A 23,451-nucleotide genomic window follows, 5' to 3' on the forward strand; every position below is an offset into this window, starting at 1 on the left:
GCGGGCTTCGTCCGCGGCGCGACCTCACTCTCCTCGTCATACGAGGAGTAGAAGTACGGCGTCTTCGCCGCGAACTCGGCCGCACAGGTATCGACCGTCTTGTACACAGGCCGCACGCCCAGCGCATGCCGGACCTCGCGGACAACGTCCTCGCGCAGGCCGCGGATCTCGGCGATCTGGACGTCGGAGAAGCCGTGCCGCTTGGCCTCGGCGAGCAGGTCGGCATCCAGACGCTCGGCGGCGGCGAGCTCGTCGGCGACTTCCTTGATGAGGAAGAGCTGGTCCACGAACCAAGGATCGATCTTCGTGTACTCGAAGACCTCCTCCTGCGTGGCGCCCGCGCGGATGGCCTGCATGACCGTGTTGATCCGGCCGTCCGTGGGACGGACGGCCTCCGCCAACAGGGCGTCCTTGTCGCCGACCGGGCCCACGAAGGAGAACTGGCTGCCCTTCTTCTCCAGCGACCGCAGCGCCTTCTGGAAGGCCTCGGTGAAGTTCCGGCCGATCGCCATCGCCTCACCGACCGACTTCATGGTCGTCGTCAGCGTGGCATCGGCGGAGGGGAACTTCTCGAACGCGAACCGCGGAGCCTTCACCACCACATAGTCGAGCGTCGGCTCGAACGACGCCGGAGTCTTCTCCGTGATGTCATTCGGGATCTCATCCAACGTGTAGCCGACGGCCAGCTTGGCGGCGATCTTCGCGATCGGGAAGCCGGTGGCCTTCGACGCCAGGGCGCTGGAGCGGGACACTCGCGGGTTCATCTCGATCACGATGACGCGGCCGTCGACCGGGTCGATCGCGAACTGGATGTTGCAGCCACCGGTGTCGACACCCACCTCACGGATGATCGCGATACCCACATCCCGCAGCCGCTGATACTCACGGTCGGTGAGCGTCATGGCCGGCGCGACGGTGATCGAGTCACCGGTGTGCACACCCATCGGGTCGAAGTTCTCGATGGAGCAGACGACCACGACGTTGTCGTTCTTGTCGCGCATCAGCTCCAGCTCGTACTCCTTCCACCCCAGGATCGACTCCTCCAGGAGCACCTCGGTGGTCGGCGACAGCGTCAGACCCTGACCGGCGATCCGCCGCAGCTCCTCCTCGTCATGCGCGAAACCCGAACCGGCGCCGCCCATCGTGAAGGACGGACGGACCACGACCGGGTAACCACCCAGCTCCTCAACGCCCTTGAGAACGTCGTCCATCGAGTGGCAGATGTACGAGCGGGCGGACTCGCCGTGCCCGATCTTCTTGTTGACCTCTTCGACGACGCCCTTGAACAGGTCGCGGTCCTCGCCCTTGTTGATCGCCTCGACGTTGGCGCCGATGAGCTCCACGCCGTACTTCTCGAGGACGCCTTGCTCGTGCATGGAGATCGCCGTGTTGAGCGCGGTCTGACCACCGAGGGTGGGAAGCAGCGCGTCGGGGCGCTCCTTGGCGATGATCTTCTCGACGAACTCGGGCGTGATCGGCTCGACATACGTGGCGTCGGCGATCTCCGGGTCGGTCATGATCGTGGCCGGGTTCGAGTTGACCAGGATCACCCGCAGGCCTTCGGCCTTCAGCACCCGGCAGGCCTGGGTGCCGGAGTAGTCGAACTCGGCTGCCTGACCGATCACGATCGGGCCGGAGCCGATGACCAGGACGGACTGGATATCGGTGCGCTTAGGCACGCTCGGCCTCCATCAGAGATACGAAACGGTCGAAGAGGTACGCGGCGTCATGCGGACCCGCGGCAGCTTCGGGGTGGTACTGGACGGAGAAGGCCGGCTGATCGAGCAGCTGCAGACCTTCGACGACCTGGTCGTTCAGGCAGACATGGGACACCTCGGCGCGCCCGAAGGGAGTGTCCGAGACCTTGTCCAGCGGGGCGTCCACGGCGAACCCGTGGTTGTGCGCGGTGACCTCGACCTTCCCGGTCGTACGGTCCTGCACCGGCTGATTGATGCCCCGGTGCCCGTACTTCAACTTGTACGTACCGAACCCGAGCGCCCGGCCCAGAATCTGGTTACCGAAGCAGATCCCGAACAACGGCGTCTTACGCTCCAACACCGCCCGCATCACAGCAACGGGACCATCAGCCGTAGCCGGGTCACCCGGACCGTTGGAGAAGAACACCCCGTCCGGGTTCACGGCGTAAACGTCCTCGACCGTCGCGGTCGCCGGCAGCACATGCACCTCAATGCCCCGCTCAGCCATCCGCCGCGGCGTCATCCCCTTGATGCCCAGGTCCACGGCAGCGACCGTGAACTTCTTGGTGCCGATCGCGGGGACGACGTAGGTCTCCTTGGTGGCGACCTCGGCAGAGAGGTTCGCACCCTTCATCTGCGGGGCTTCCTTGACTCGGGCGAGGAGCGCCGCGTCGTCCGCGACCTTCTCGCCGGAGAAGATGCCCACGCGCATGGCGCCACGCTCGCGCAGGTGGCGGGTCAGAGCCCGGGTGTCGATACCGGAGATGCCGACGACGCCCTGGTTCTCGAGCTCCTCGTCCAGCGTGCGCTTGGCCCGCCAGTTCGACGGAACGCGGGCGGGGTCACGTACGACATAACCGGCGACCCAGATCCGGCCCGACTCGGGATCTTCGTCATTCACACCCGTATTACCGACGTGCGGAGCCGTCATCACCACGACCTGACGGTGATACGAGGGGTCGGTCAAGGTCTCCTGGTAGCCGGTCATGCCGGTGGAGAACACGGCTTCGCCGAAGGTCTCCCCCACGGCCCCGTAGGAACGGCCGCGGAAGATCCGGCCGTCCTCCAGGACGAGTACGGCGGGAGCGGCCTGCGTGCGGGCTCCCCTGGTGGAGGTCGTCATCGTGCGCCTTCCGTGCTGTGGGTGGTCATGGAGTTGATGGCTTCGACCCAGGCCGCGTGCTCGGCGGCGTGGTCGGAGCGGAAGCCCGAGTCGAGGAGCTTGTCGCCGTGCTCCCAGGTGACGATCAGGAGGCCGCCCTCAGCGAGCACCTTGCCCGCGATGCCCTTGTCGAGCCGGGCCTCGCGCAGGTTCGCGGCCGGGATGAAGAAGTCCTGTGCTCCAGGGCGTACGACATCCAGACCGGCGTCCGTGAGCGTGAGCTCGACGCGGCTGCGCGTGCCGAGACCGTGGGCCACGATCCGGTCGAGCCACTGCCCGGCCGTGGTGGATCCGTGGTACCGGCCGTTCAGCTCAAGTTTCGCCGGACCCGTGCCGGACGGCATTCCAGACAGCGGCGGCTTGCCGCCTCCGTTGAGGGTGGTGGCGGGCGACGGGCGGGCGGGCAGCTCGGGCAGATCGCTCTGCAGCGTGCCGCGCCACTTCCAGCCCTGGCGCATCAGCCAGTAGAGGAGCGCCACGAACAGCAGGAGTCCGACGACCCAGCCGATCCGTGCGGCCCAGTCGGTGACCTCGGCAGACTTCTGCTCAGCGGCAAAAGTGATCAGTGTGCTCACGCCAGCTTCCCGTCGATGACCGTCGCGCGGCCCCGCAGGAAGGTGTGGGTGACGCGTCCGGGCAGCTCGAGACCCTCGTACGGGGTGTTGCGGCTGCGGGAGGCGAATTCCGCGGAGTCCACCGGACCACGGTATGCCGGGTCGACCAGCGTGAGGTTGGCCGGCTCACCTGCCGAGACGGGACGTCCATGGCCGGTCAGGCGACCGATGCTCGCCGGGTTCACGGACATGCGCTGGGCGACGCCGGCCCAGTCGAGCAGCCCGGTGTCGACCATCGTGTGCTGGATCACGGACAGCGCGGTCTCCAGGCCCACCATGCCCATGGCGGCCGCGGCCCACTCGCAGTCCTTGTCCTCGTGCGGGTGCGGGGCGTGGTCGGTGGCGACGATGTCGATCGTGCCGTCGGCCAGGGCCTCGCGCAGCGCCATCACGTCGTTCTCGGTGCGCAGCGGCGGGTTGACCTTGTAGACCGGGTTGTACGTACGCACCATCTCGTCCGTCAGGAGCAGGTGGTGCGGGGTGACCTCGGCGGTGACGTCGATGCCGCGGGACTTGGCCCAGCGCACGATCTCGACGGACCCGGCGGTCGACAGGTGGCAGATGTGCACGCGGGAGCCGACGTGCTCGGCGAGCAGCACATCGCGGGCGATGATCGACTCCTCGGCGACGGCCGGCCAGGCGCCCAGGGCGGGCTCGGCGGGGGCGGCGCCCTCGTTCCTCTTGGGGCCCTCCGTGGGGGGGGGGGCCCTGGGGGGCTGCGCGACGACACCGTCGAAGGCCTTCACGTACTCCAGGGCGCGCCGCATGATCACGGCGTCGTCCACGCACTTGCCGTCGTCGGAGAAGACCACGACGCCGGCCGCGGACTCGTGCATCGCGCCGAGCTCGGCGAGCTGCTTGCCCTCCAGGCCCACGGTGACGGCGCCGACCGGCTGTACGTCGCAGTAGCCGGACTCGCGGCCCAGGCGCCAGACCTGCTCGACGACACCGGCGGTGTCGGCGACGGGGAAGGTGTTGGCCATCGCGTGCACGGCGGTCCAGCCGCCGCGGGCGGCGGCCTTGGTGCCGGTCAGGACGGTCTCGGAGTCCTCACGGCCGGGCTCGCGCAGGTGGGTGTGCAGGTCGACGAGACCCGGCAGGAGCACCTTGCCGTCGGCCTCGATCACCGTCGCGCCCTCGGCGCTCAGGCCGGTGCCGACCGCCTCGATCGTCTCGCCGTCGATCAGCACGTCCTGCGGCTCGCCACCCAGGACCTTCGCACCGCGGATAAGGATCTTGCTCATGGTTACTTGCTCTCCTCGATACGGGCGTGGGTGACGGCGGGTTCGTTCCCGCCCAGAAGCAGGTAGAGGACCGCCATGCGCGTGTGCACGCCGTTGGCGACCTGTTCGATGACGGTGCAGCGCGGGGAGTCCGCGACCTCGGCGGTGATCTCCATGCCGCGGACCATCGGGCCGGGGTGCATCACGATGGCGTGCTCCGGCATCTTCGCCATGCGGTCGCCGTCCAGGCCGTAGCGGCGGCTGTATTCGCGCTCGGTCGGGAAGAAGGCGGCGTTCATGCGCTCGCGCTGCACGCGCAGCATCATCACGGCGTCGCTCTTCGGCAGCGTGCTGTCCAGGTCGTACGAGACGTCGCAGGGCCAGGAGTCCATGCCGACGGGCAGCAGCGTGGGCGGCGCGACCAGGGTCACCTGGGCGCCCAGGGTGTGCAGCAGATCCACGTTGGAGCGGGCCACCCGGCTGTGCAGGATGTCGCCGACGACCGTGATCCGCTTGCCGGACAGGTCCTGCCCGATGCCCGCGTCGGGGCCGAGCAGCCGGCGCCGCATGGTGAACGCGTCGAGCAGCGCCTGGGTGGGGTGCTGGTGGGTGCCGTCACCGGCGTTGATGACGGGGGCGTCGATCCAGCCGGAGTTCGCCAGGCGGTACGGGGCTCCGGAGGCGCCGTGCCGGATGACGACGGCGTCCACGCCCATCGCCTCGAGCGTCTGGGCGGTGTCCTTCAGGGACTCGCCCTTGGACACCGAAGAACCCTTGGCCGCGAAGTTGATGACGTCCGCGGACAGGCGCTTCTCGGCGGCCTCGAAGGAGATCCGGGTACGGGTCGAGTCCTCGAAGAACAGGTTGCAGATCGTCCGTCCGCGCAGCGCGGGCAGCTTCTTGATCGGCCGGTCCGCGACGCGGGCCATCTCCTCGGCGGTGTCGAGGATCAGGACGGCTTCGTCGCGGGTGAGATCGGCGGCCGAGATGAGGTGACGCATCATCTGGAAGGCTCCGTAGGGCAGTTCAGAAGGTCCGGGTCTCCCCGGATTCACGGGCATGCGGGCGTGCGGAAGCACACAACGGTCGGAAAAGAACCGCGGGGTGCTAGCGCTCGCCTGCCGGGGAGGTCTGCTTCTCGCCGAGCAGGACGGCGTCGCGGCCGTCCTCCTCGTCGAGCTGGACCTTGACCGTCTCCCGCAGCGACGTCGGGAGGTTCTTGCCGACGTAGTCGGCGCGGATCGGCAGCTCGCGGTGGCCGCGGTCGACCAGAACGGCGAGCTGCACGGCGCGCGGCCGGCCGATGTCGTTCAGGGCGTCGAGGGCGGCGCGGATGGTGCGGCCGGAGAAGAGCACGTCGTCGACGAGGACGACGAGCCGGCCGTCGAGGCCGTCGGAGGGGATCTCGGTGCGCGCGAGGGCCCGCGGCGGATGCATCCGCAGGTCGTCGCGGTACATGGTGATGTCGAGGGAACCGACCGGGATCTTGCGACCGGTGATCTCTTCGAGCTTGGCGGCCAGGCGCCGGGCGAGGAAGACGCCGCGGGTCGGAATGCCGAGGAGCACCACATCGTCGGCGCCCTTGGCGCGTTCGACGATCTCGTGGGCGATGCGGGTCAGGACCCGCGCGATGTCCGGGCCTTCGAGAACGGGCCGGGCGGCATCGGAGTTCTGCTGTGTGTCCATGAAAAGGACCTCCTTCTCCGCCTCACGGGACGGACCTTAAAGGACGTCTTAATTGCGCGGACCACGTTACCAGCACCTGGCAACAGCCCAGATCACACCCCCTGCGAAGGGGCGGTCCGGACCTTTCGGCTTGACGCATGGACGTAACGCTGCGTAACCTCACAGTGAGTTACCAGCCATGCGGCAGGCTTGGACCGGCCGCAGATCGAATCGGTGTCCGGGAGCTATATGTCCAGCGAATACGCCAAACAGCTCGGGGCCAAGCTTCGAGCGATCCGCACCCAGCAGGGCCTCTCCCTCCACGGTGTGGAAGAGAAGTCCCAGGGACGCTGGAAGGCGGTCGTGGTCGGGTCCTACGAGCGTGGCGACCGCGCCGTGACGGTGCAGCGCCTGGCCGAGCTGGCCGACTTCTACGGGGTGCCGGTCCAGGAGCTCCTTCCGGGCACGACCCCCGGTGGCGCCGCCGAGCCGCCGCCGAAGCTGGTCCTTGACCTCGAGCGTCTCGCGCACGTCCCGCAGGAGAAGGCCGGACCGCTGCAGCGCTATGCCGCGACCATCCAGTCGCAGCGCGGCGACTACAACGGCAAGGTCCTCTCGATCCGCCAGGACGACCTGCGCACCCTCGCCGTCATCTACGACCAGTCGCCCTCGGTCCTCACCGAGCAGCTCATCAGCTGGGGCGTCCTGGACGCCGACGCCCGCCGCGCGGTGGCCCACGAAGAGGCCTGAGCCTCTCTGCAGAAACGTGCCGCCTGGGCGGGACCTCACGGTCCCGCCCAGGCGGCTTTTCGTTGGCCTGAACTCACCGACACCCCCACACCCCCTTGGCCAGAGCTTGGTACGCCAAGGCACCCGTTATCGGCTGGTGTTCACGGCTGCGGCACTGTGATGATGAGCGCGTGACGCACGACCCGCCACCCGTCATCCTCGGCATCGACGACCTCCGCCAGCTCCCGCACGCGACCCGCATCGCCCGGACCAGCCGCGAAGGCGTGGAGCTCCTGCGCGAGCACTGCGACACCTACATCGACGAGCTGTGGCTCGACCACGATCTCGGCGGCGAGGACAGCATCATGCCGGTCGTGACCCTGTTGGAGGAGGCAGCCTTCAGCGGCCGCCCCTTCCGTATCGGAACGGTCTTCGTGCACAGCGCCAACCCCATCGGCGCCGAAACCGTCGTCCGCTCGCTCACCCGCTGGAACTACCGCGTGCGCCGGACGGCGGTCTGACAGGAGCGCGAAAGGCCCGCGACGCAGCAAGCGTCGCGCGAGGGAAGGGTAGGTGATACCCTTTCGTGTCCCGACCGGTACGGGACTACGCCTCGTCCCGGCGCAGAGACGGCTTGAGGTCCTTCAGGCGGCCCAGGAGGCCGTTGATGAAGGAAGGCGACTCGTCCGTGGAGAACTCCTTGGCGAGCTGCACGGCCTCGTCGAGCACGACTGCGTCCGGCGTCCCGTCGACCCAGACCAGCTCATAGGCACCGAGCCGCAGGATGTTGCGGTCCACGGCGGGCATGCGGTCGAGCGTCCAGCCGACCGAGTACTGGGCGATCAGCTCGTCGATACGCGCGGCATGCTGCACGTACCCCTCGACGAGCTCCATCGTGTACTCGCTGACGGGCGGCTGCCGCGTGTCCGACCGGGAGAGCCGGATCCAGTCCGCGAGGACCGTGGGCACGGAGGCATCGCGCTGGTCGGCCTCGAAGAGGATCTGGAAGGCGCGCTTACGAGCCGTATTACGGGCAGCCACGGTTAGCTGTTCACCCGGCCGAGGTAGCCGCTGTCACGGGTGTCGACCTTGATCTTCTCGCCCGTGGTGATGAACAGCGGGACCTGGATCTGGTGACCGGTCTCCAGCGTCGCCGGCTTGGTGCCACCGGTGGAGCGGTCGCCCTGGACGCCCGGCTCGGTCTCCTGGATGACGAGCTCGACGGCGGCCGGCAGCTCGACGAAGAGCACCGAGCCCTCGTGCTGCGCGACGGAGGCGGTGAAGCCCTCGATCAGGAAGTTGGCGGCGTCGCCGACAGCCTTCTTGTCGACGTGCAGCTGGTCGTAGGTCTCCATGTCCATGAAGACGAAGTACTCGCCGTCCATGTAGGAGAACTGCATGTCGCGCTTGTCGATGGTGGCCGTCTCGACCTTCACGCCGGCGTTGAACGTCTTGTCGACGACCTTGCCGGACATCACGTTCTTGAGCTTGGTGCGCACGAAGGCCGGGCCCTTGCCGGGCTTGACGTGCTGGAACTCGACGACGGACCAGAGCTGGCCCCCGTCGAGCTTGAGCACCATGCCGTTCTTGAGGTCGTTCGTGGAAGCCACGGTTGCGGATCTCCTGGACTGGACTGGATGGGACCGAGGGCACGCCGCGCTACAGCGCGAGCAGCTCCTTGGTCGTGATGGTGAGTAGCTCGGGTCCGCCGTCCGCCTCGGGGCGTACGACGAGCGTGTCATCGATCCGGACACCACCCCGTCCCGGGAGGTGTACCCCCGGTTCGACGGTGACCGGCACGCAAGCGTCCAGTTTACCCATGGCCGTGGGGGCCAACTTCGGGTCCTCTCCGATTTCGAGCCCGACACCGTGTCCGGTGACCGCGGGGAGCTGTTCCGCGTACCCGGCGGAGTCCAGTACCTGCCGGGCCGCATGGTCCACATCCCGGTAGGCCACACCCGGTGCGAGGGCCTCTCGCCCGGCCCGCTGCGCAGCGAAAACCAGGTCGTACAACTCGATCTGCCAGTCGGCCGGAGACGTACCGATGACGAAGGTGCGGCCGATCTCGCAGCGGTAGCCCCGATAGTTGGCGCCGAGGCAGACGGAGAGGAAATCGCCCTCCTCGACCCTGCGGTCGGACGGGCGGTGGCCGCCGCGCCCCGAGTTCGGACCGGTGCCGACAGAGGTGGCGAACGCCGGGCCGTCGGCGCCGTGGTCGACGAGGCGGCGCTCGAGTTCGAGGGCCAGATGGCGTTCGGTGCGTCCGACGAGGATCGATTCGAGGAGTTCACCGAGCGCCTGGTCGGTGATTTCCGAGGCGATACGGAGGTACGAGATCTCCTCGTCGTCCTTGACAAGCCGCAGCTGCTCGACCGCGCCGCCCAGGTCGGCCAGGCGCAGCCGGGGCGCGACGGAGGTGAGCGCACGGTGGCGGGCGACCGTCAGATGGTGCTCTTCGACGGCGAGCGACTCGGCGCCCGCGGCCGCGGCGAGGTCGGCGGCGGCGACGGGCCCGGCGCCGTCCCGCGCCCCGGGGGCCCTCCCCCCCAGGTGCTCCTCCGGCCTGCCTTCCACGGGCTCCCCGGTCGGCACCTTGCTGCAGAGCAGCAGATCCTCGCGGGGGCCGAGCAGCAGCACGGCTCCCTGGGGCGAAGCGCCCGCGAGATAACGGACGTTGGCGGGCTGGGTCACGACGGCCGCGGCGCTGCCACCGGCCGTGCACTGTTCCCTCAGCCGTTCCCTGCGGGCCGCGTACACCTCTGACATGAGCCGAGCGTACGAACGATGGCGCGCGGCTGCCCGGTCAGCGCGTCCGACCGGGCGCCACGGGCTCGGAGCAAGAGCCCTCAGGCCCTCACCACTGCGGCGGGCTCGCTATCGACCGGGCGAGGACCTCGTCCAGGACCCGCGCCGTGGTCGGCACGTCATAGTGCGAGTTGTCGATGATGGGCAGCCCCGAGCCGTACCAGCCGGCCATCCGGCCGTGGATCCGGGCGACTTCCTCGTCCGTGAGCCGCCGGTTGCCGCTGCGCTGGGCATTGCGCTCCAGGACGATCTCCAGGCCGGGCAGCAGGACCACGGGCAGCAGCCCGGGACCCACGTGCCGCTTCCAGCCTCCGAGGCCGACGACCGGCCGGTCCGGGAAGACCGCGTCGTCGAGGATGCAGGAGATCCCGTTCGCCAGGAAGTTGCGCGCCGCGAAGCCGCAGGTGCGGCGGGCGAGGCGGTACTGGGCCTCCGAGTGGTCGTTCCACCCGGTCTGGGGGTCGGCGAACCCCGAGCGCACCCATTCCCGTACGTCATCGAGGCTGATGTGCGCCGTGGGCACCCGGCGGTGTTCGGCCCAGTACTTGGCGACGGAGGTCTTGCCCGCACCGGCGGGGCCGATCAGGAGCACGGCCAACGTTGTCGCCCCGGTGTCCACCGGCGCCTGGCCCTGCGGCGGACTCGGCACGGCGACAGGGCCGCCGGGCGGCAGCTGCACATGTCCGGTCGTGTCACGCGAAGGCGGCGCCGGCTGCAGAGGCTGGTGCGGGGCGGGAGCGCGCTGCGGGGCCGGGGCCGGCTGCGGCGCGGGACCGTTGTGGAAAGTGGCCGCGGGCGGACCGGCCGGAGGCGGGGCCACCCCCGGCGGCGGGGGGCCCGCCGGGGCGGGGGGGGGGACGGGGCGAGTCGGGGGGGAAGCGGCCTTTGGGACGGAACCCTGGGGCATCGATCCGGCCCCCGGCGGAACCTGGTGCGGTCCGGCCGGTCCATGCCCCGGCTGATGGGGCGGCGGCAGCGGGTTGCCCACTGCGTGCTGCATCCGGTGCCACTCCGTCTCGTAACTGCGACCGGCGCTGGTCGGGCGCCTGGTCGGGCGGAACTCGGCGTCGGGTCCCAGGGTGTCTCCTCGCGGCAGCCGGACGCTTTTCCGGCGACTGGGCCTACGGAACGGTACCGCCCCCGGCCGCCGTTGTGTGAACGTCCGGGGGCGGACAGAAGTGCCCGAATGGCTTGATTACGAAGAAACTTCACCGTACGCGGCGAGCAGAATCGCCGGGTCGGGACCTTCGAGAACCGACGGCTTCGCCAGCCCGTCCAGGACGATGAAACGCAGCAGATTGCCGCGGGACTTCTTGTCCACCTTCATCGTCTCGAGCAGCTTGGGCCACTGGTCATAGCGGTACGTCAGCGGCAGTCCGACGGACTCGAGGACACTGCGGTGCCGGTCGGCCGTCGCGTCGTCCAACCGGCCCGCGAGACGGCCGAGTTCGGCGGCAAAGGCCATGCCGACGGAGACCGCGGCGCCGTGCCGCCACTTGTAGCGCTCGTTCTTCTCGATCGCATGGGCCAGCGTGTGCCCGTAGTTGAGGATCTCGCGCAGCCCGGACTCCTTGAGGTCGCTGGAGACGACCTCGGCCTTGACGCGGATCGACCGCTCGATCAGCTCGGCGGTGTGCGGGCCCGCGGGCGTACGCGCCGCCTCGGGGTCCTGCTCGATCAGGTCGAGGATCACCGGGTCGGCGATGAAACCGGCCTTGATGATCTCGGCGAGCCCGGACACGTAGTCGTTGACCGGCAGCGAGTCGAGCGCGGCGAGGTCGCAGAGCACCCCGGCCGGCGGGTGGAAGGAGCCGACGAGGTTCTTGCCCTCGGCGGTGTTGATCCCGGTCTTGCCGCCGACCGCCGCGTCCACCATGCCCAGCACGGTCGTCGGCACGGCGACCCAGCGCACGCCGCGCAGCCACGTGGCCGCCACGAACCCGGCGAGGTCCGTGGTCGCGCCGCCACCGACGCCGACGATCACGTCGGTGCGCGTGAACCCGGTCTGACCGAGCGCCTTCCAGCAGTACGCGGCGACCTCGGCGGTCTTGGCCTCCTCGGCGTTGGGCACCTGGATGGCCACCGCCTCGTAGCCCTGTTCGGCGAGGTCGGCCCGCAGCGCGTCGCCCGTCTCGGCCAGCGCCTCGGGGTGGATGACCGCGACCCGCTGCGCCTTCTTGCCGATCAGGCCACCGAGCTCTCCGAGCAGCGAGCGCCCGACGAGCACCTCGTACGGATCGCTCCCGGCCGTACCGCCGACCTGGATCCGGGTCACCTGCTGCTCGGTCATGCCTGCTTCAACTCCAGTGCTTCGAGGACCGCTTCGGCGACCTCTTCGGGGGCCCGGCCGTCGGTGGCGACCACCACGCGGGCGACTTCCTGGTACAAGGGGCGGCGCGCTTCCATGAGTTCACGCCACTGCTTGCGCGGGTTGATCATGAGCAGCGGGCGGGCCGCGTTCAGACCGGTGCGTTTGACGGCCTCGTCGACATCCATCGACAGATAGACGACCGTGTGCTCGGCGAGCAACGCCCGCGTACCCTCGTCGAGCACGGCGCCACCACCGAGGGCGAGCACTCCGTCGTGACCGGCGAGCGCATCCCGTACCGCCGCGCGCTCCAGCTCGCGGAAGTGCGGCTCGCCCTCGTCGAGGAAGATGTCCGCGATCTCCCGGCCCTGGGCGGCCACGATGTCCGCGTCGGTGTCACGGAAGGTGCAGCCGAGCCGCTCGGCGAGCAGTTCGCCGACAGTCGTCTTGCCCACGCCCATCGGGCCGACGAGGACGATCCGCGGGCTCATCGGATGTGCAGGTTGTCGAGGTACGACTGCACGTTGCGCCGCGTCTCGGGAACGCTGTCGCCGCCGAACTTCTCGGCCACCGCGTCCGCGAGCACCAGGGCGACCATGGCCTCGGCCACGATGCCGGCGGCCGGCACGGCACACACGTCGGAGCGCTGGTGGTGCGCCTTGGCGGCCTCGCCGGTGGCCACGTCGATGGTGGCGAGCGCGCGCGGCACGGTCGCGATGGGCTTCATCGCGGCCCGTACGCGCAGGAGTTCACCGGTGGTCAGACCACCTTCCGTGCCGCCGGAGCGGCCGGTGGAACGCTTCACGCCGTCCTCGGTCCGGAGGATCTCGTCGTGGGCCTTGGAGCCCGGCACGCGCGCGAGGTCGAAGCCGTCGCCGACCTCGACGCCCTTGATGGCCTGGATGCCCATGAGCGCGGCGGCCAGCCGAGCGTCGAGCCGCCGGTCCCAGTGCACATGTGAGCCGAGACCGACGGGCACGCCGTACGCGAGCACCTCGACCACACCGCCGAGGGTGTCGCCGTCCTTGTGGGCCTGGTCGATCTCCGCGACCATCGCCTTCGACGCGTCGGCGTCGAGGCAGCGCACGGGGTCGGCGTCGAGCTTCTCGACATCGGCCGGGGTCGGGTAGACGCCGTACGGGGCCTTGGCGGCGGCCAGTTCGACGACGTGGCTGACGATCTCGATGCCCGCCGTCTCCTTGAGGTACGACCGCGCGACCGCGCCGAGTGCGACGCGCGCCGCGGTCTCCCGCGCACTCGCCCGCTCCAGAATCGGCCGGGCCTCGTCGAAGCCGTACTTCTGCATGCCCGCGAGGTCGGCATGGCCGGGACGCGGGCGGGTCAGCGGGGCGTTGCGCGCGAGACCGTCGAGGATCTCGGGGTCGACCGGATCGGCCGACATGACCTGCTCCCACTTGGGCCACTCGGTGTTGCCCACCATGATCGCGACCGGGGAGCCCATCGACAGACCGTGGCGCACGCCGCCGAGGAACGTGATCGCGTCCTGCTCGAACTTCATCCGCGCGCCGCGTCCATAGCCGAGCCGCCGCCTCGCCAGGTGGTCCGCCACCATCTCGGTGGTGATCGGGACGCCCGCGGGCAGCCCCTCAAGGGTCGCCACGAGTGCGGGGCCGTGGGACTCGCCCGCGGTCAGCCAACGCAACCTGCTCAACGGTGCTCCTCATGCTCGCGCCTGGTACAGCGGCGGCGCGACCGGGTGCGCGGCCCTGGCCCGCCTGCCTAGATCCTCCCACGACCGGCACCCTGCACCGGCCGCCGGTCCAGCAGGCGGACGCCCGTCTCAGCCCTCGCGCCGCGCGGAGTCCTGCTGGGGGGCGTAGCTGCCGAGGAAGTCGGCGCCGCTGCCCGGGCTCTGCTGAGGCGGCGCGCTCTGCTGGGCACCCGGCGCGTACGGGCCGAGGTAGTCGGCTCCCGACCGCTGCCCGGTCGGCGCGGCCGCCTGGGCCGGCAGCCCCTGCCTCCGCGCCCGTCGACGGTCGATCTTCCGCTTGATCTTCACGACCCAGCTCGCCACCAGGGCGAGCAGCACCAGGGCCACGACGGTGATCTGGATCCAGTCGGGCAGAAACCCGAGCAACCCGTCGAAAATCTTGCTGCCGATCGAGGCCAGCGACACACCGGTATCCATGAACGTCCCCCCACGGGATCACAACGCGAACGCCGGGATCCTAGCGCTCCGCCAGCGCCCGCTCCCCCGCGGCCCGCATCGCGCCGAGCGGGGCGGGCGAGCGTCCCGTCATCTGCTCGACCTGCAGCACCGCCTGGTGCACCAGGAGATCGAGACCGCTGACCACCGCACCGCCGAACATCGACCAGCGCGCTGCCAGTTCGGTGGGCCACGGCTCGTAGAGGACGTCGAAGAGCGTGCCCGGCCGCTCGGGCACGGACTGCGCCAGTTCGTCGGTCGTCCCCGCGGGCGTCGTGGCGATCACCAACGGCGCTTCAAGAGCAGCCGCCGCGTCGCTCCAGGACGCCGTACGCACCTCGACGTCGAGCCGCTCGCCCCAGTGCTTCATCTCCAGGGCGCGCGCCTCGCTGCGTACGTACGCGACGACCTCACCCGTACATACGCGGGACAGTGCCGCGAGCGCCGAGGAAGGGGTGGCGCCGGGGCCGAGGATCGCCGCCGACTCCACCTGTTCGACGCCGTGTTCACGCAGCGCCTCGACGATCCCGGGAATGTCCGTGTTGTCACCGACGCGACGGCCGTCCTCGGTGAGCACGACCGTGTTCACGGCCTCCACCGACGCGGCCGTCTCACTGACCTCGTCGAGCAGCGGCAACACAGCCCGCTTGAGCGGCATGGTCAGGGACAGCCCCGCCCACTCCTCACCGAGCCCGTCGAGGAAGCCGGGCAACCCAGCCTCATCGACTTCGAAGCGCTCGTACGACCAGTCACGCAAGCCCAGCCGCTCGTACGCCGCGCGGTGCAGCACCGGCGAGAGCGAGTGGGCGATGGGCGAGCCGAGTACCGCGACTCGCCGTCGCACGTCTGCCATCAGTCGTTATTCTTCTGTGCGTCGAGGTACTTCTGACGGTTGCGCTCGTGTTCCGCGTTCGTCACGGCGAACAGTGTTTCGTTCGCATTGATCGAGACGAAGTAGTTCCATTTGCCCTTGACCGGGTTGATGGCCGCTTCGAGCGCATCCTTGCTGAAGGTGCTGATCGGACCCGGCGGCAGACCCTTGGCGCCGGCCCAGTACGTGTTGTACGGGTCCTTGATCTGGCGCAGTTCGTCGACGGAACCGGTACCGAGCTTGGACTCGCCCTTGACGTAGTTGACCGTGGAGTCCATGTCCAGGAGGCCGTAGGTCTCCGGGTTGTCGAGACTCTTGCGGTTGTAGATGACCCGCGAGATCTTCCCGAAGTCCTGCTTGTGGCCTTCCTTCTGCACAATGCTCGCCACGGTGAGGACGTCGATCGGGTTGTCGAGGCCCAGGTCCTTCGCCTTGGTCTCGAGGTTGTAGCCCTCGAGCAGCGCGGTCGTGCCCGCGACCATCTTCTTGAGGACTTCTTCGGACTTCATGCCCTCGGACACCGCGTACGTGTCCGGGCGCAGGTAGCCCTCGAGCGGGTCCTTGACGTCCTTGTTCGGGGTCTCGGCCCACTTGGGCAGGCCGAGCTCCTTCCAGTGCTCCTTGGCGTAGGCCGCCGTGGTGCCCGCCTTCTGCCCGGTGCGCTTGTCGATCTCCTTGTAGATCTTGGAGTTGCGGTCACCGGGGATGATCATGAGGTTGTTGCGGCTCTTCGGGTCGAGCATCAGCGCGACCGCGGACTCGGCGGACATCTCCTTCTGGAGGGTGTACGCGCCTTCCTGGATGCCCAGGCCCTTCGGGTTGTCCGCCTGGGCGGCGGCGAACGCCTCGACGCTGGCCACCACTCCGGCGTTCTTGAGGATCGAGCCGATCTGGTTGCCGCCCGCGCCCTTGGGAATGAGCACGGACACCGTCTCGCCGTTGCCACTGCCCGAGTAGTCCTCGGCCGCCCCGAAACGGTCCTGGTAGAACTGGTAGCCGAAGTAGCCGATGCCGCCGATACCACCGGCGAACACCGCCGCCACGACGAGGCAGGCGCAGCCGCTGCGGCGCTTCTTGCCGCCCTTGCCGCCACGGCCTCTGCGATCGCCGCGACCACCACCGCCGCCGCGTCCGCGGTCGTCATCGTCGTAGTCGTCGCCGTCGTCCCCGCCGCCGGCGAAGAACGCGTGCTCGCCCTGGTCGGGACCCGGGTCCCAGTCGGGCTTCTGCTCGGGCACCGCACGGCGGCGGCCCGGAGGCTGCGGCGGCGGGTAGGCCTCGGGCGTGCGGTAGTGGTCGGGGCGCTCGCCGCCGTACTGCGCGGGCTGCCCGTAGGGGTCGGGTTCCGCGCCGTAGGCGGGCTGCTGACCCGTGTCCCAGCCGCCGTTGTAGTCGTGCTGCGGGTAACCGCCCTGCGCACCGCCGCCGTAGGAGGCCTGCTGGCCCGTGTCGTACGAGGCGTTCGAACCCCCGCCGTACGCGGACTGCTGACCGGTGTCATACGTCGGGTAGCCGTGCTGGCCGGTGTCGTACTGACCCGTGTCGTACTGACCCGTGTCGTACGGTTGATGCTGCTGCGGCTGGTGCTGCTGCGGTTGCTGCGGGTAGTGCTGCTGCGGCTGGCCGCCGTACGGACTCTGGCCACCGGAGGCCTGCTGTCCTGACCATCCCTGGTCCCCGTACAACGGGTCCTCGGGATGCCACGGTTCGGGACCTTGGCCCCGGCCATACTCAGTCATCGATCCCCTACAAGCCGCGAGGCGGCCGCCGGACGCTGTGCACCCGGATCCGTTTCCGCCTCTCCTGCACACGCCTCTTGTTCGAACACCGGCGCATCGCGCGGAACGTTACCGTATCGCGATCAGATGACCACTTCGACGCCCTCGCCCGGTGCTTTACCTGACGCCCGTTCGGACTCCAGAGCGTTCTGGAGGATCACCACAGCGGCAGCCTGGTCGATGACAGAACGACCCTTTTTGGACTTCACGCCCGAGGCGCGCAGTCCCTGACTGGCCGTCACTGTGGTCATCCTCTCGTCCACCAGACGTACGGGAATCGGTGCGATCCCCTTCGCGAGCTCCTGGGCGAAGGCCCGCACCTTGGCCGCGGCCGGACCCTCGCCCCCGTTGAGGGAGCGAGGCAGTCCGACCACCACCTCGATGGGTTCGTACTCCTCGACGAGCTGCCCCAGACGACGGTGGGCGGCCGGGACATCGCGCCCCGGCACGGTCTCCACCGGGGTGGCGAGGATCCCGTCGGGGTCGCACGAAGCGACCCCGATCCGGGCGTCCCCGACATCGATCGCCAGTCGGCGACCTCGCCTCAGGAGTGTCATCAGGCGGTCTCGGCCACGAGACGTTCGACGGCGGCCATGGCCTCGCCGATGGCGGCCGGGTTCTGACCGCCGCCCTGGGCGACGTCCGGCTTGCCGCCGCCACCGCCGCCGAGGGTCTTGGCTGCGGTGCGCACCAGGTCGCCGGCCTTGAGGCCGCGCTCACGGGCGGCCTCGTTGGTGGCGATGACCGTGAGGGGCTTGCCGTTGGCCGTGGTGAACAGGGCGACGACGGCCGGGCGGTCGCCGGGGATGCGGCCGCGCACGTCGAGGACCAGCTTGCGCAGGTCGTCGGCGCCGGTGCCGTCGGGCACCTGACCGGTCACCAGGGCCACACCCCGTACATCGGAGGCGCCCTGGGCGAGACCGGCCGCGGCCTGCAGGACCTTCTCCGCGCGGAACTTCTCGATCTCCTTCTCGGCGTCCTTCAGCTTGCCGAGCATGGAGGAGATCTTCTCGGGGAGCTCCTCGGGGCGGCCCTTGACCAGTTCCTGGATCTGGGCGACGACCGTGTGCTCACGGGCGAGGAAGTTGTACGCGTCGACACCGACGAGGGCCTCGATACGGCGCACACCGGAGCCGATCGACGACTCGCCGAGCAGCTTGACCAGGCCGAGCTGGGCGGTGTTGTGGACGTGCGTACCGCCGCACAGCTCCTTGGAGAAGTCGCCGATGGTGACGACGCGCACGCGCTCGCCGTACTTCTCGCCGAACTCGGCGATGGCGCCCTGCTTCTTGGCCTCGTCGATGCTCATGACCTCGGCCTGGACGTCGAGTTCACGGGAGAGGACTTCGTTGATCTTCTGCTCGACGTCGGTCATGACGGCCGTCGGGACGGCGGACGGGGAGCCGAAGTCGAAGCGGAAGCGGCCCGGCTGGTTCTCGGAACCGGCCTGGGCGGCCTGCGGGCCCAGTGCGTCGCGCAGTGCCTGGTGGGTCAGGTGCGTGGCGGAGTGGGCGCGGGCGATGGCGCGGCGGCGGGTGATGTCGATGATCGCCTGCGCCGGGGCGCCTACGGTGACCTCGCCGACCTGGACGACGCCCTTGTGGACGTAGACACCGGGGACGGGCTTCTGGCAGTCGCGGACCTCGACGACCGCGCCGGAGTGCAGCTTGATCCGGCCGGTGTCGCCGATCTGGCCGCCGCCCTCCGCGTAGAACGGGGTGCGGTCGAGGACGATCTCGACCTCGTCGCCCTCGACGGCGGCGGGCGAGGGCACACCGTTGACGAGGATGCCGACGACCTTGGACTCGCCCTCGGTGGAGGTGTAGCCGATGAAGTCGGTGGCACCGGCGTTGTCCGCGATCTCGCGGTAGCCGGACATGTCCGCGTGACCGGTCTTCTTCGCCTGGGCGTCCGCCTTGGCGCGGTCGCGCTGTTCCTTCATCAGGCGGCGGAAGCCGTCCTCGTCCACGGAAAGGCCCTGTTCGGCGGCCATTTCGAGGGTGAGGTCGATCGGGAAGCCCCAGGTGTCGTGGAGCAGGAACGCCTTGTCGCCGGCGAGGACCGTACCGCCGGCGGCCTTGGTCTCGGTGACGGCGGTGTCGAGGATGTTGGTGCCGCCCTTGATCGCCTTGAGGAAGGCGGCCTCTTCGGCGAGGGCGACGGTCTCGATGCGCTTGCGGTCGGTGACGAGCTCGGAGTACTGCTGACCCATCGTGTCGATCACGACGCCGATCAGGTCCTGGACGACCGGCCCGGTGGCGCCCATCAGACGCATGTTGCGGATGGCGCGGCGCATGATGCGGCGCAGCACGTAGCCGCGGCCCTCGTTGCCGGGGGTGACGCCGTCGCCGATGAGCATCGCCGAGGTGCGGATGTGGTCGGCGACCACACGCAGCGAGACGTCCGAGCCCTTGTCGGCGCCGTAACGGACACCGGTCAGCTCGGTGGCCTTGTCCATGACGACGCGCAGGGTGTCCGTCTCGTACATGTTCTGTACGCCCTGCAGGATCATGGCGAGGCGCTCGAGGCCGAGACCGGTGTCGATGTTCTGCGAGGGCAGGTCACCGAGGATCTCGAAGTCGTCCTTGCCGGTGCCCGGGCCGCGCTCGTACTGCATGAAGACCAGATTCCAGATCTCCACGTAGCGCTCGTCGTTGACCGCCGGGCCGCCCTCTTCGCCGAACTCGGGACCGCGGTCGTAGTTGATCTCGGAGCAGGGGCCGCAGGGACCGGGGACGCCCATGGACCAGAAGTTGTCCTTCTTGCCCAGGCGCTGGATGCGCTCCTTCGGCACGCCGACGACCTCGTGCCAGATGCGCTCGGCCTCGTCGTCGTCCAGGTAGACGGTGATCCAGAGCTTCTCGGGCTCCAGGCCGTAACCACCCTTGTCCTGGGGGCTGGTGAGCAGCTCCCAGGCGTACTTGATGGCGCCTTCCTTGAAGTAGTCGCCGAAGGAGAAGTTGCCGCACATCTGGAAGAACGTGCCGTGCCGGGTGGTCTTGCCGACCTCTTCGATGTCCGGCGTGCGCACGCACTTCTGCACGCTGGTCACGCGCGGGGCCGGCGGCTTGGTCTCGCCCAGGAAGTAGGGCTTGAACGGCACCATGCCGGCGGGGACGAGGAGCAGCGTCGGGTCGTCTGCGATCAGCGACGCCGACGGCACGACCTTGTGCCCACGCTCCTCGAAGAAGCTCAGCCAGCGGCGGCGGATTTCAGCCGACTCCATCAGTGGTCCTCATTCCGGTTGTACGTGTACGAGCCGTTCTCGTACGTCGAGTTCGGGTTCTTCTTGTCCTGCTTCGCGGCAATCAGCTTGTGGTTCTCGATCGCGACCACACGCCGCTGCGCGGGCAGTTCGGCGTCCGGGTCGTGTTCGAGGCCGAGCGCCTCGCCGAGTTCGGCCTCGCGCTGGGCCATGCCGTCGCGGACGTCGAGTGCGAAGTCCTTGAGGCGGTGGCCCGCGTCGATCGCCTTGTTCGCGGCCTGGGCCGCGAGGCTCTCGGGGGTCAGCTGCTTGATTTTGCGATTGACCTTGGTGGTGGCCCACACGCCGGCGGCTGCGCCCGCGGTGAACCAGAACGTACGGCGGAACATGGCTGCGTCAGTCCCTCGCGTTCCTGTCGTTCCGCTTGCCCCGGCGGGCGGCAGGCACCGCCCGGCCCACGATCACGGTACGCCTGGGTGCCTTGCGCGGCACGTCCGCGTCGCCCTTGCGCCCGGCGACGGCCCGCCGCACCCCGTATCCGAAGGCCGCGACCTTCACGAGGGGGCCGCCGAAGGTGGAGGCGACCGTGGTGGACAGGGCGGAGGCGTTGGAGGTGACCTCCTGGACGTCCGTGGCGATGGCGTCGACCCGGTCGAGCTGGGTCTGCGCGGAGCGCACGGTCGCCGAGGCGTCACAGAGCAGCGGCACGGCCTGCTCGGTCACGTCCGCCACGAGCTTGGTGGTCGCCTTGAGCGTCTGTGCGAGCCTCGCCAGCGCGACGGCGAGGAACGAGACCAGGATCGCCCAGAAGACGGCCACGAGAATCCCGGCCACCTCTCCACCGGTCACGCTGCACCGCTCTCTGCTGTCGGGGCCCGGAGCTCTGAGCTCCTGGGGGCTTGCGAGCCTTGTCGGCCATTGGATAAGTCGTCGTCAGACCTTATCGCGCCGCGCCTGGCGGACCGTACCGGATTCCCGCTCACCACGAGGGGAGTTGCGGGATCCGGTTGTACGGAGTGCGCATGGCTGAGTACGCTGCGTTCCCCATGCGACGGTCTCAGCGCCCTTTGCCGGGCCCGCCCTCGGGCAATCTCCCTCTGGAACTCGACACCTTCGTCGGACGCACGACCGAACTGGCCGAGCTCGCCGCCCTGATGGGCGCGGCGCGGCTGATCACGGTGGTCGGCCCCGGCGGTGTCGGGAAGTCCCGTCTCGCGCTGCGGGCGGCGGGGAGGTGCCGCGGGCAGGCCGACGGCGCCTGGCTGGTGGAGCTGGCGTCGCTGCGCGAGGCGGATCTGGTCGAGCACGCGCTCATCGAGACCTTCGGTCTGACCGACCACACCGGGCGCCCGCCCCGGTCCGTCCTGCTCGACCATCTCGCCGACCGTGAACTGCTGCTCGTCATCGACGGGTTTGAGCACCTGGCCGACGCCTGCGGCCCTCTGGTGCGTGAACTGCTGCGCCGCTCCCCCGGGCTCACGGTGCTCGCCGCGGGGCGCCGCGCGCTGAATGTCGAGGGCGAGCGCGTGCTCGCGCTCGGCCCGCTGCCCGCGCAGGACGCGGCCGTGCTGCTCGCCGAGCGTGCGGCACTGACCGGCCCCGCCGCCGAGGACGAAACACTCGTCGAGGTCTGCCGGCGCCTGGACGGCATCCCGCTGGCCGTGGAGCTGGCCGCGGGCCGGCTGCGCGCCCTGTCCCCGGAGCAGCTGCTCCAGCGGCTCGACGACCGTTTCGCGCTCCTGACCGGCGGCAGCAGCGGCGCGCTCCCCCGTCACCAGACCCTGCGGACGGCGATCGGCTGGAGCCACGAGCTCTGCAGCCCGGTCCAGCGGCTGCTCTGGGCGCGCCTGTCGGTGTTCTCCGGCCCGTTCGACCTCGATGCCGCGGAGTACGTGTGCGGCGGTCACGGCCTGCCCTCCGAGGACGTCCTCGACGTACTCGGCGAGCTGCTCGACCGGTCCGTGCTCACCCGCGAGGAGTCACCGACCGGTGTGCGCTACCGGATGCTCGACACCGTGCGGGCGTACGGCGGCGAATGGCTGGAGTCGGCCGGGGACGGCGGCCGGATGCGGCGCCGGCACCGCGACTGGTACATGGGCCTGGCCACCTGGTGCGAACTCGACTGGTTCTCACCGCGGCAGGCCGCCGTCGCCACCCGTATCGAGAGTGAACTGCCCAATCTGCGGACCGCGTTGGAGTTCTGTCTGACCGAGCCCGAGGAGACCCATCTCGGTCAGTACCTGGCGGGCACGCTCTGGTTCTACTGGGTCGGCTGCGGCCGTCTCGCGGAAGGCCGGCACTGGCTGGACCGCAGTGTCGAACTCGACGGCGCCGAGGACTATCCGGAGTCCCGCCTCAAGGCGCTGTGGGTGCTCGGCTACGTGGCGATCCTGCAGGGCGACACCGTGGACGCGCTGGCCGCGCTGCAGGAGTGCCGCGACGAGGCCGACCGCACCGGCAACCCCCTGGCCGCCGCGTACGCCATCCATCGCACCGGCTGTCTCGCGCTGATCTCCGACGACATGGAGCGTGCGGAGGTACTGATCCGCGAGGCCATCGAGCGCTATCGGGAGCTCGGCGAACTCAACAGCAACGTCCTGATGGGCCAGGTCGAGCTCGCCATGTCCCTGGTCTTCCAGGGGGACTTGGCGGGCGCGCTGCGGCTCTGCGAAGAGGTCGAGGAGATCTGCCGCGAGCACGGGGAACGCTGGACCCGGGCGTACGCGCTGTATGTCCTTGCGTACGCGGCCTGGACGCGCGGGGAGTTCGTCCGCGCCCGTGAACTGCTGCGCGAGTGCATCAAGATCGACCACACCTTCCACGATCTGGTGGGCCTGGTGCTCGCGATCGAACTGCTCGCCCTGGTCACGGCCAGCGAGGGCGACCCCGCGGAGGCAGCCGTCTTGCAGGGCGCCGCCGAGCCGGTGTGGGGTTCGGTCGGTCTGCCGCTGTTCGGGTCGGGCTACTTCAGCTCGCCGCGGGCGTTGTGCCGGCAGCAGGCCGGCGAGCTGCTCGGGCGGGCGCGCTACGAGCGGTGCATCGCGCAGGGCAAGGCGCTCACCCTCGACGAGGCGGTGGAGCGGGCGCTGGCCACGCACCACACCTCCGCCCCGCCCACCCCACGGGTGAGCGTGCCGCGCCCGAGCCGCGAAACGCGAAAGCCCGCCGGCTCCCCCACCCAGGGCGGGGAGGGGGGGGGCTGGCCGCTGGAGGGGCCCACCCGCGGC

General features: G+C 69.7%; 23 protein-coding genes. 3 read left to right on the plus strand and 20 right to left on the minus strand.

The genetic code is table 11. The features are described 5' to 3' along the window. The 6 genes from carB to pyrR form a co-directional block, all read right to left on the minus strand. On the minus strand, positions 1–1,679 hold a 1,679-nt coding region (gene carB, locus JAO81_RS22730; protein ID WP_199549765.1), incomplete at its 3' end, for a carbamoyl-phosphate synthase large subunit. Further along, positions 1,672–2,820 (minus strand): glutamine-hydrolyzing carbamoyl-phosphate synthase small subunit, encoded by a 1,149-nt coding sequence (carA, locus tag JAO81_RS22735; protein ID WP_199549766.1) that lies wholly within the window; start codon positions 2,818–2,820, stop codon positions 1,672–1,674. The genes carA and carB, both read right to left, overlap by 8 nt. Then, complete coding sequence (locus tag JAO81_RS22740; protein ID WP_199549767.1) at positions 2,817–3,434, minus strand: hypothetical protein; 618 nt, start codon at positions 3,432–3,434, stop codon at positions 2,817–2,819. Before JAO81_RS22740 ends, carA begins: the two co-directional genes overlap by 4 nt. Further along, positions 3,431–4,717 carry a dihydroorotase gene (locus JAO81_RS22745; RefSeq protein WP_199549768.1) on the minus strand — a complete coding sequence of 429 codons (1,287 nt, stop codon included), beginning with the start codon at positions 4,715–4,717 and terminating at the stop codon, positions 3,431–3,433. Before JAO81_RS22745 ends, JAO81_RS22740 begins: the two co-directional genes overlap by 4 nt. Before the next feature lie 2 nt (positions 4,718–4,719). Further along, entirely contained in the window at positions 4,720–5,700 is a 981-nt protein-coding gene (locus JAO81_RS22750; RefSeq protein WP_199549769.1) for an aspartate carbamoyltransferase catalytic subunit, read from the minus strand. Between the two features lie 103 nt (positions 5,701–5,803). Then, positions 5,804–6,382, minus strand: coding sequence for a bifunctional pyr operon transcriptional regulator/uracil phosphoribosyltransferase PyrR (gene pyrR, locus JAO81_RS22755; RefSeq protein ID WP_199549770.1), 579 nt, complete (start codon positions 6,380–6,382; stop codon positions 5,804–5,806). A 228-nt stretch (positions 6,383–6,610) separates the two neighbouring features. Between pyrR and bldD the strand changes: the two genes are divergently transcribed. Next, a complete protein-coding gene (gene bldD / locus JAO81_RS22760) occupies positions 6,611–7,111 on the plus strand; it encodes a transcriptional regulator BldD (RefSeq protein ID WP_093608484.1) in 501 nt (166 codons plus the stop codon). Between the two features lie 170 nt (positions 7,112–7,281). Next, positions 7,282–7,611, plus strand: coding sequence for a cyclic-phosphate processing receiver domain-containing protein (locus JAO81_RS22765; RefSeq protein WP_199549771.1), 330 nt, complete (start codon positions 7,282–7,284; stop codon positions 7,609–7,611). 85 nt (positions 7,612–7,696) lie between these two features. Here the strand turns inward: JAO81_RS22765 and nusB are convergent, their stop codons facing one another. From nusB to JAO81_RS22835, 14 genes are all read right to left on the minus strand, one after another. Next, entirely contained in the window at positions 7,697–8,131 is a 435-nt protein-coding gene (gene nusB, locus JAO81_RS22770; RefSeq protein ID WP_199549772.1) for a transcription antitermination factor NusB, read from the minus strand. Positions 8,132–8,133: 2 nt separating this feature from the next. After that, positions 8,134–8,700, minus strand: a complete 567-nt coding sequence (gene efp, locus JAO81_RS22775) for an elongation factor P (RefSeq protein WP_165330561.1) — start codon at positions 8,698–8,700, stop codon at positions 8,134–8,136. Positions 8,701–8,749: 49 nt separating this feature from the next. Next, positions 8,750–9,856: an aminopeptidase P family protein gene (locus JAO81_RS22780; protein ID WP_199549773.1), complete on the minus strand. Its 1,107-nt coding sequence runs from the start codon at positions 9,854–9,856 to the stop codon at positions 8,750–8,752. 88 nt (positions 9,857–9,944) lie between these two features. Next, positions 9,945–10,895: a Pro-rich N-terminal domain-containing protein gene (locus JAO81_RS22785; protein WP_199549774.1), complete on the minus strand. Its 951-nt coding sequence runs from the start codon at positions 10,893–10,895 to the stop codon at positions 9,945–9,947. A 195-nt stretch (positions 10,896–11,090) separates the two neighbouring features. Continuing rightward, a complete protein-coding gene (gene aroB / locus JAO81_RS22790) occupies positions 11,091–12,185 on the minus strand; it encodes a 3-dehydroquinate synthase (RefSeq protein WP_199549775.1) in 1,095 nt (364 codons plus the stop codon). Beyond that, a complete protein-coding gene (locus JAO81_RS22795) occupies positions 12,182–12,694 on the minus strand; it encodes a shikimate kinase (RefSeq protein WP_199549776.1) in 513 nt (170 codons plus the stop codon). Before JAO81_RS22795 ends, aroB begins: the two co-directional genes overlap by 4 nt. Continuing rightward, the gene (aroC, locus tag JAO81_RS22800; protein WP_199549777.1) at positions 12,691–13,875 is read right to left on the minus strand and encodes a chorismate synthase; all 1,185 of its coding nucleotides are present in this window, start codon (positions 13,873–13,875) and stop codon (positions 12,691–12,693) included. The genes JAO81_RS22795 and aroC overlap by 4 nt, the downstream gene beginning before the upstream one ends. 129 nt (positions 13,876–14,004) lie before the next feature. Further along, positions 14,005–14,352: a hypothetical protein gene (locus JAO81_RS22805; RefSeq protein WP_199549778.1), complete on the minus strand. Its 348-nt coding sequence runs from the start codon at positions 14,350–14,352 to the stop codon at positions 14,005–14,007. A gap of 40 nt (positions 14,353–14,392) precedes the next feature. Beyond that, positions 14,393–15,223 (minus strand): shikimate dehydrogenase, encoded by an 831-nt coding sequence (locus JAO81_RS22810; RefSeq protein ID WP_199549779.1) that lies wholly within the window; start codon positions 15,221–15,223, stop codon positions 14,393–14,395. After that, positions 15,223–16,980: an endolytic transglycosylase MltG gene (mltG, locus tag JAO81_RS22815; protein ID WP_199549780.1), complete on the minus strand. Its 1,758-nt coding sequence runs from the start codon at positions 16,978–16,980 to the stop codon at positions 15,223–15,225. The genes JAO81_RS22810 and mltG overlap by 1 nt, the downstream gene beginning before the upstream one ends. Before the next feature lie 122 nt (positions 16,981–17,102). After that, positions 17,103–17,576, minus strand: coding sequence for a Holliday junction resolvase RuvX (gene ruvX / locus JAO81_RS22820; RefSeq protein ID WP_199549781.1), 474 nt, complete (start codon positions 17,574–17,576; stop codon positions 17,103–17,105). Next, positions 17,576–20,245, minus strand: coding sequence for an alanine--tRNA ligase (alaS, locus tag JAO81_RS22825; RefSeq protein WP_199549782.1), 2,670 nt, complete (start codon positions 20,243–20,245; stop codon positions 17,576–17,578). Before alaS ends, ruvX begins: the two co-directional genes overlap by 1 nt. After that, positions 20,245–20,613 (minus strand): DUF6167 family protein, encoded by a 369-nt coding sequence (locus JAO81_RS22830; RefSeq protein WP_199549783.1) that lies wholly within the window; start codon positions 20,611–20,613, stop codon positions 20,245–20,247. Before JAO81_RS22830 ends, alaS begins: the two co-directional genes overlap by 1 nt. A 7-nt stretch (positions 20,614–20,620) precedes the next feature. Then, entirely contained in the window at positions 20,621–21,073 is a 453-nt protein-coding gene (locus JAO81_RS22835) for a DUF948 domain-containing protein (protein ID WP_199549784.1), read from the minus strand. 197 nt (positions 21,074–21,270) lie between these two features. On the opposite strand from JAO81_RS22835, the gene JAO81_RS22840 reads away from it, so the two are divergent. Beyond that, the coding region (locus tag JAO81_RS22840; protein ID WP_199549831.1) for a tetratricopeptide repeat protein at positions 21,271–23,451 on the plus strand (2,181 nt) is incomplete at its 3' end.

This window comes from Streptomyces sp. N35 (genome assembly GCF_016464295.1).
GTDB lineage: Bacteria > Actinomycetota > Actinomycetes > Streptomycetales > Streptomycetaceae > Streptomyces.

Coding starts and splice junctions, on each gene's coding strand:
- JAO81_RS22795 (WP_199549776.1), bottom strand. CDS start 12,694: ATGAGCCCGCGGATCGTCCTCGTCGGCCCGATGGGCGTGGGCAAGACG.
- JAO81_RS22745 (WP_199549768.1), bottom strand. CDS start 4,717: ATGAGCAAGATCCTTATCCGCGGTGCGAAGGTCCTGGGTGGCGAGCCG.
- bldD (WP_093608484.1), top strand. CDS start 6,611: ATGTCCAGCGAATACGCCAAACAGCTCGGGGCCAAGCTTCGAGCGATC.
- pyrR (WP_199549770.1), bottom strand. CDS start 6,382: ATGGACACACAGCAGAACTCCGATGCCGCCCGGCCCGTTCTCGAAGGC.
- carA (WP_199549766.1), bottom strand. CDS start 2,820: ATGACGACCTCCACCAGGGGAGCCCGCACGCAGGCCGCTCCCGCCGTA.
- alaS (WP_199549782.1), bottom strand. CDS start 20,245: ATGGAGTCGGCTGAAATCCGCCGCCGCTGGCTGAGCTTCTTCGAGGAG.
- JAO81_RS22785 (WP_199549774.1), bottom strand. CDS start 10,895: ATGCAGCACGCAGTGGGCAACCCGCTGCCGCCGCCCCATCAGCCGGGG.
- mltG (WP_199549780.1), bottom strand. CDS start 16,980: ATGACTGAGTATGGCCGGGGCCAAGGTCCCGAACCGTGGCATCCCGAG.
- JAO81_RS22750 (WP_199549769.1), bottom strand. CDS start 5,700: ATGATGCGTCACCTCATCTCGGCCGCCGATCTCACCCGCGACGAAGCC.
- JAO81_RS22830 (WP_199549783.1), bottom strand. CDS start 20,613: ATGTTCCGCCGTACGTTCTGGTTCACCGCGGGCGCAGCCGCCGGCGTG.
- JAO81_RS22780 (WP_199549773.1), bottom strand. CDS start 9,856: ATGTCAGAGGTGTACGCGGCCCGCAGGGAACGGCTGAGGGAACAGTGC.
- JAO81_RS22810 (WP_199549779.1), bottom strand. CDS start 15,223: ATGGCAGACGTGCGACGGCGAGTCGCGGTACTCGGCTCGCCCATCGCC.
- JAO81_RS22805 (WP_199549778.1), bottom strand. CDS start 14,352: ATGGATACCGGTGTGTCGCTGGCCTCGATCGGCAGCAAGATTTTCGAC.
- ruvX (WP_199549781.1), bottom strand. CDS start 17,576: ATGACACTCCTGAGGCGAGGTCGCCGACTGGCGATCGATGTCGGGGAC.
- aroB (WP_199549775.1), bottom strand. CDS start 12,185: ATGACCGAGCAGCAGGTGACCCGGATCCAGGTCGGCGGTACGGCCGGG.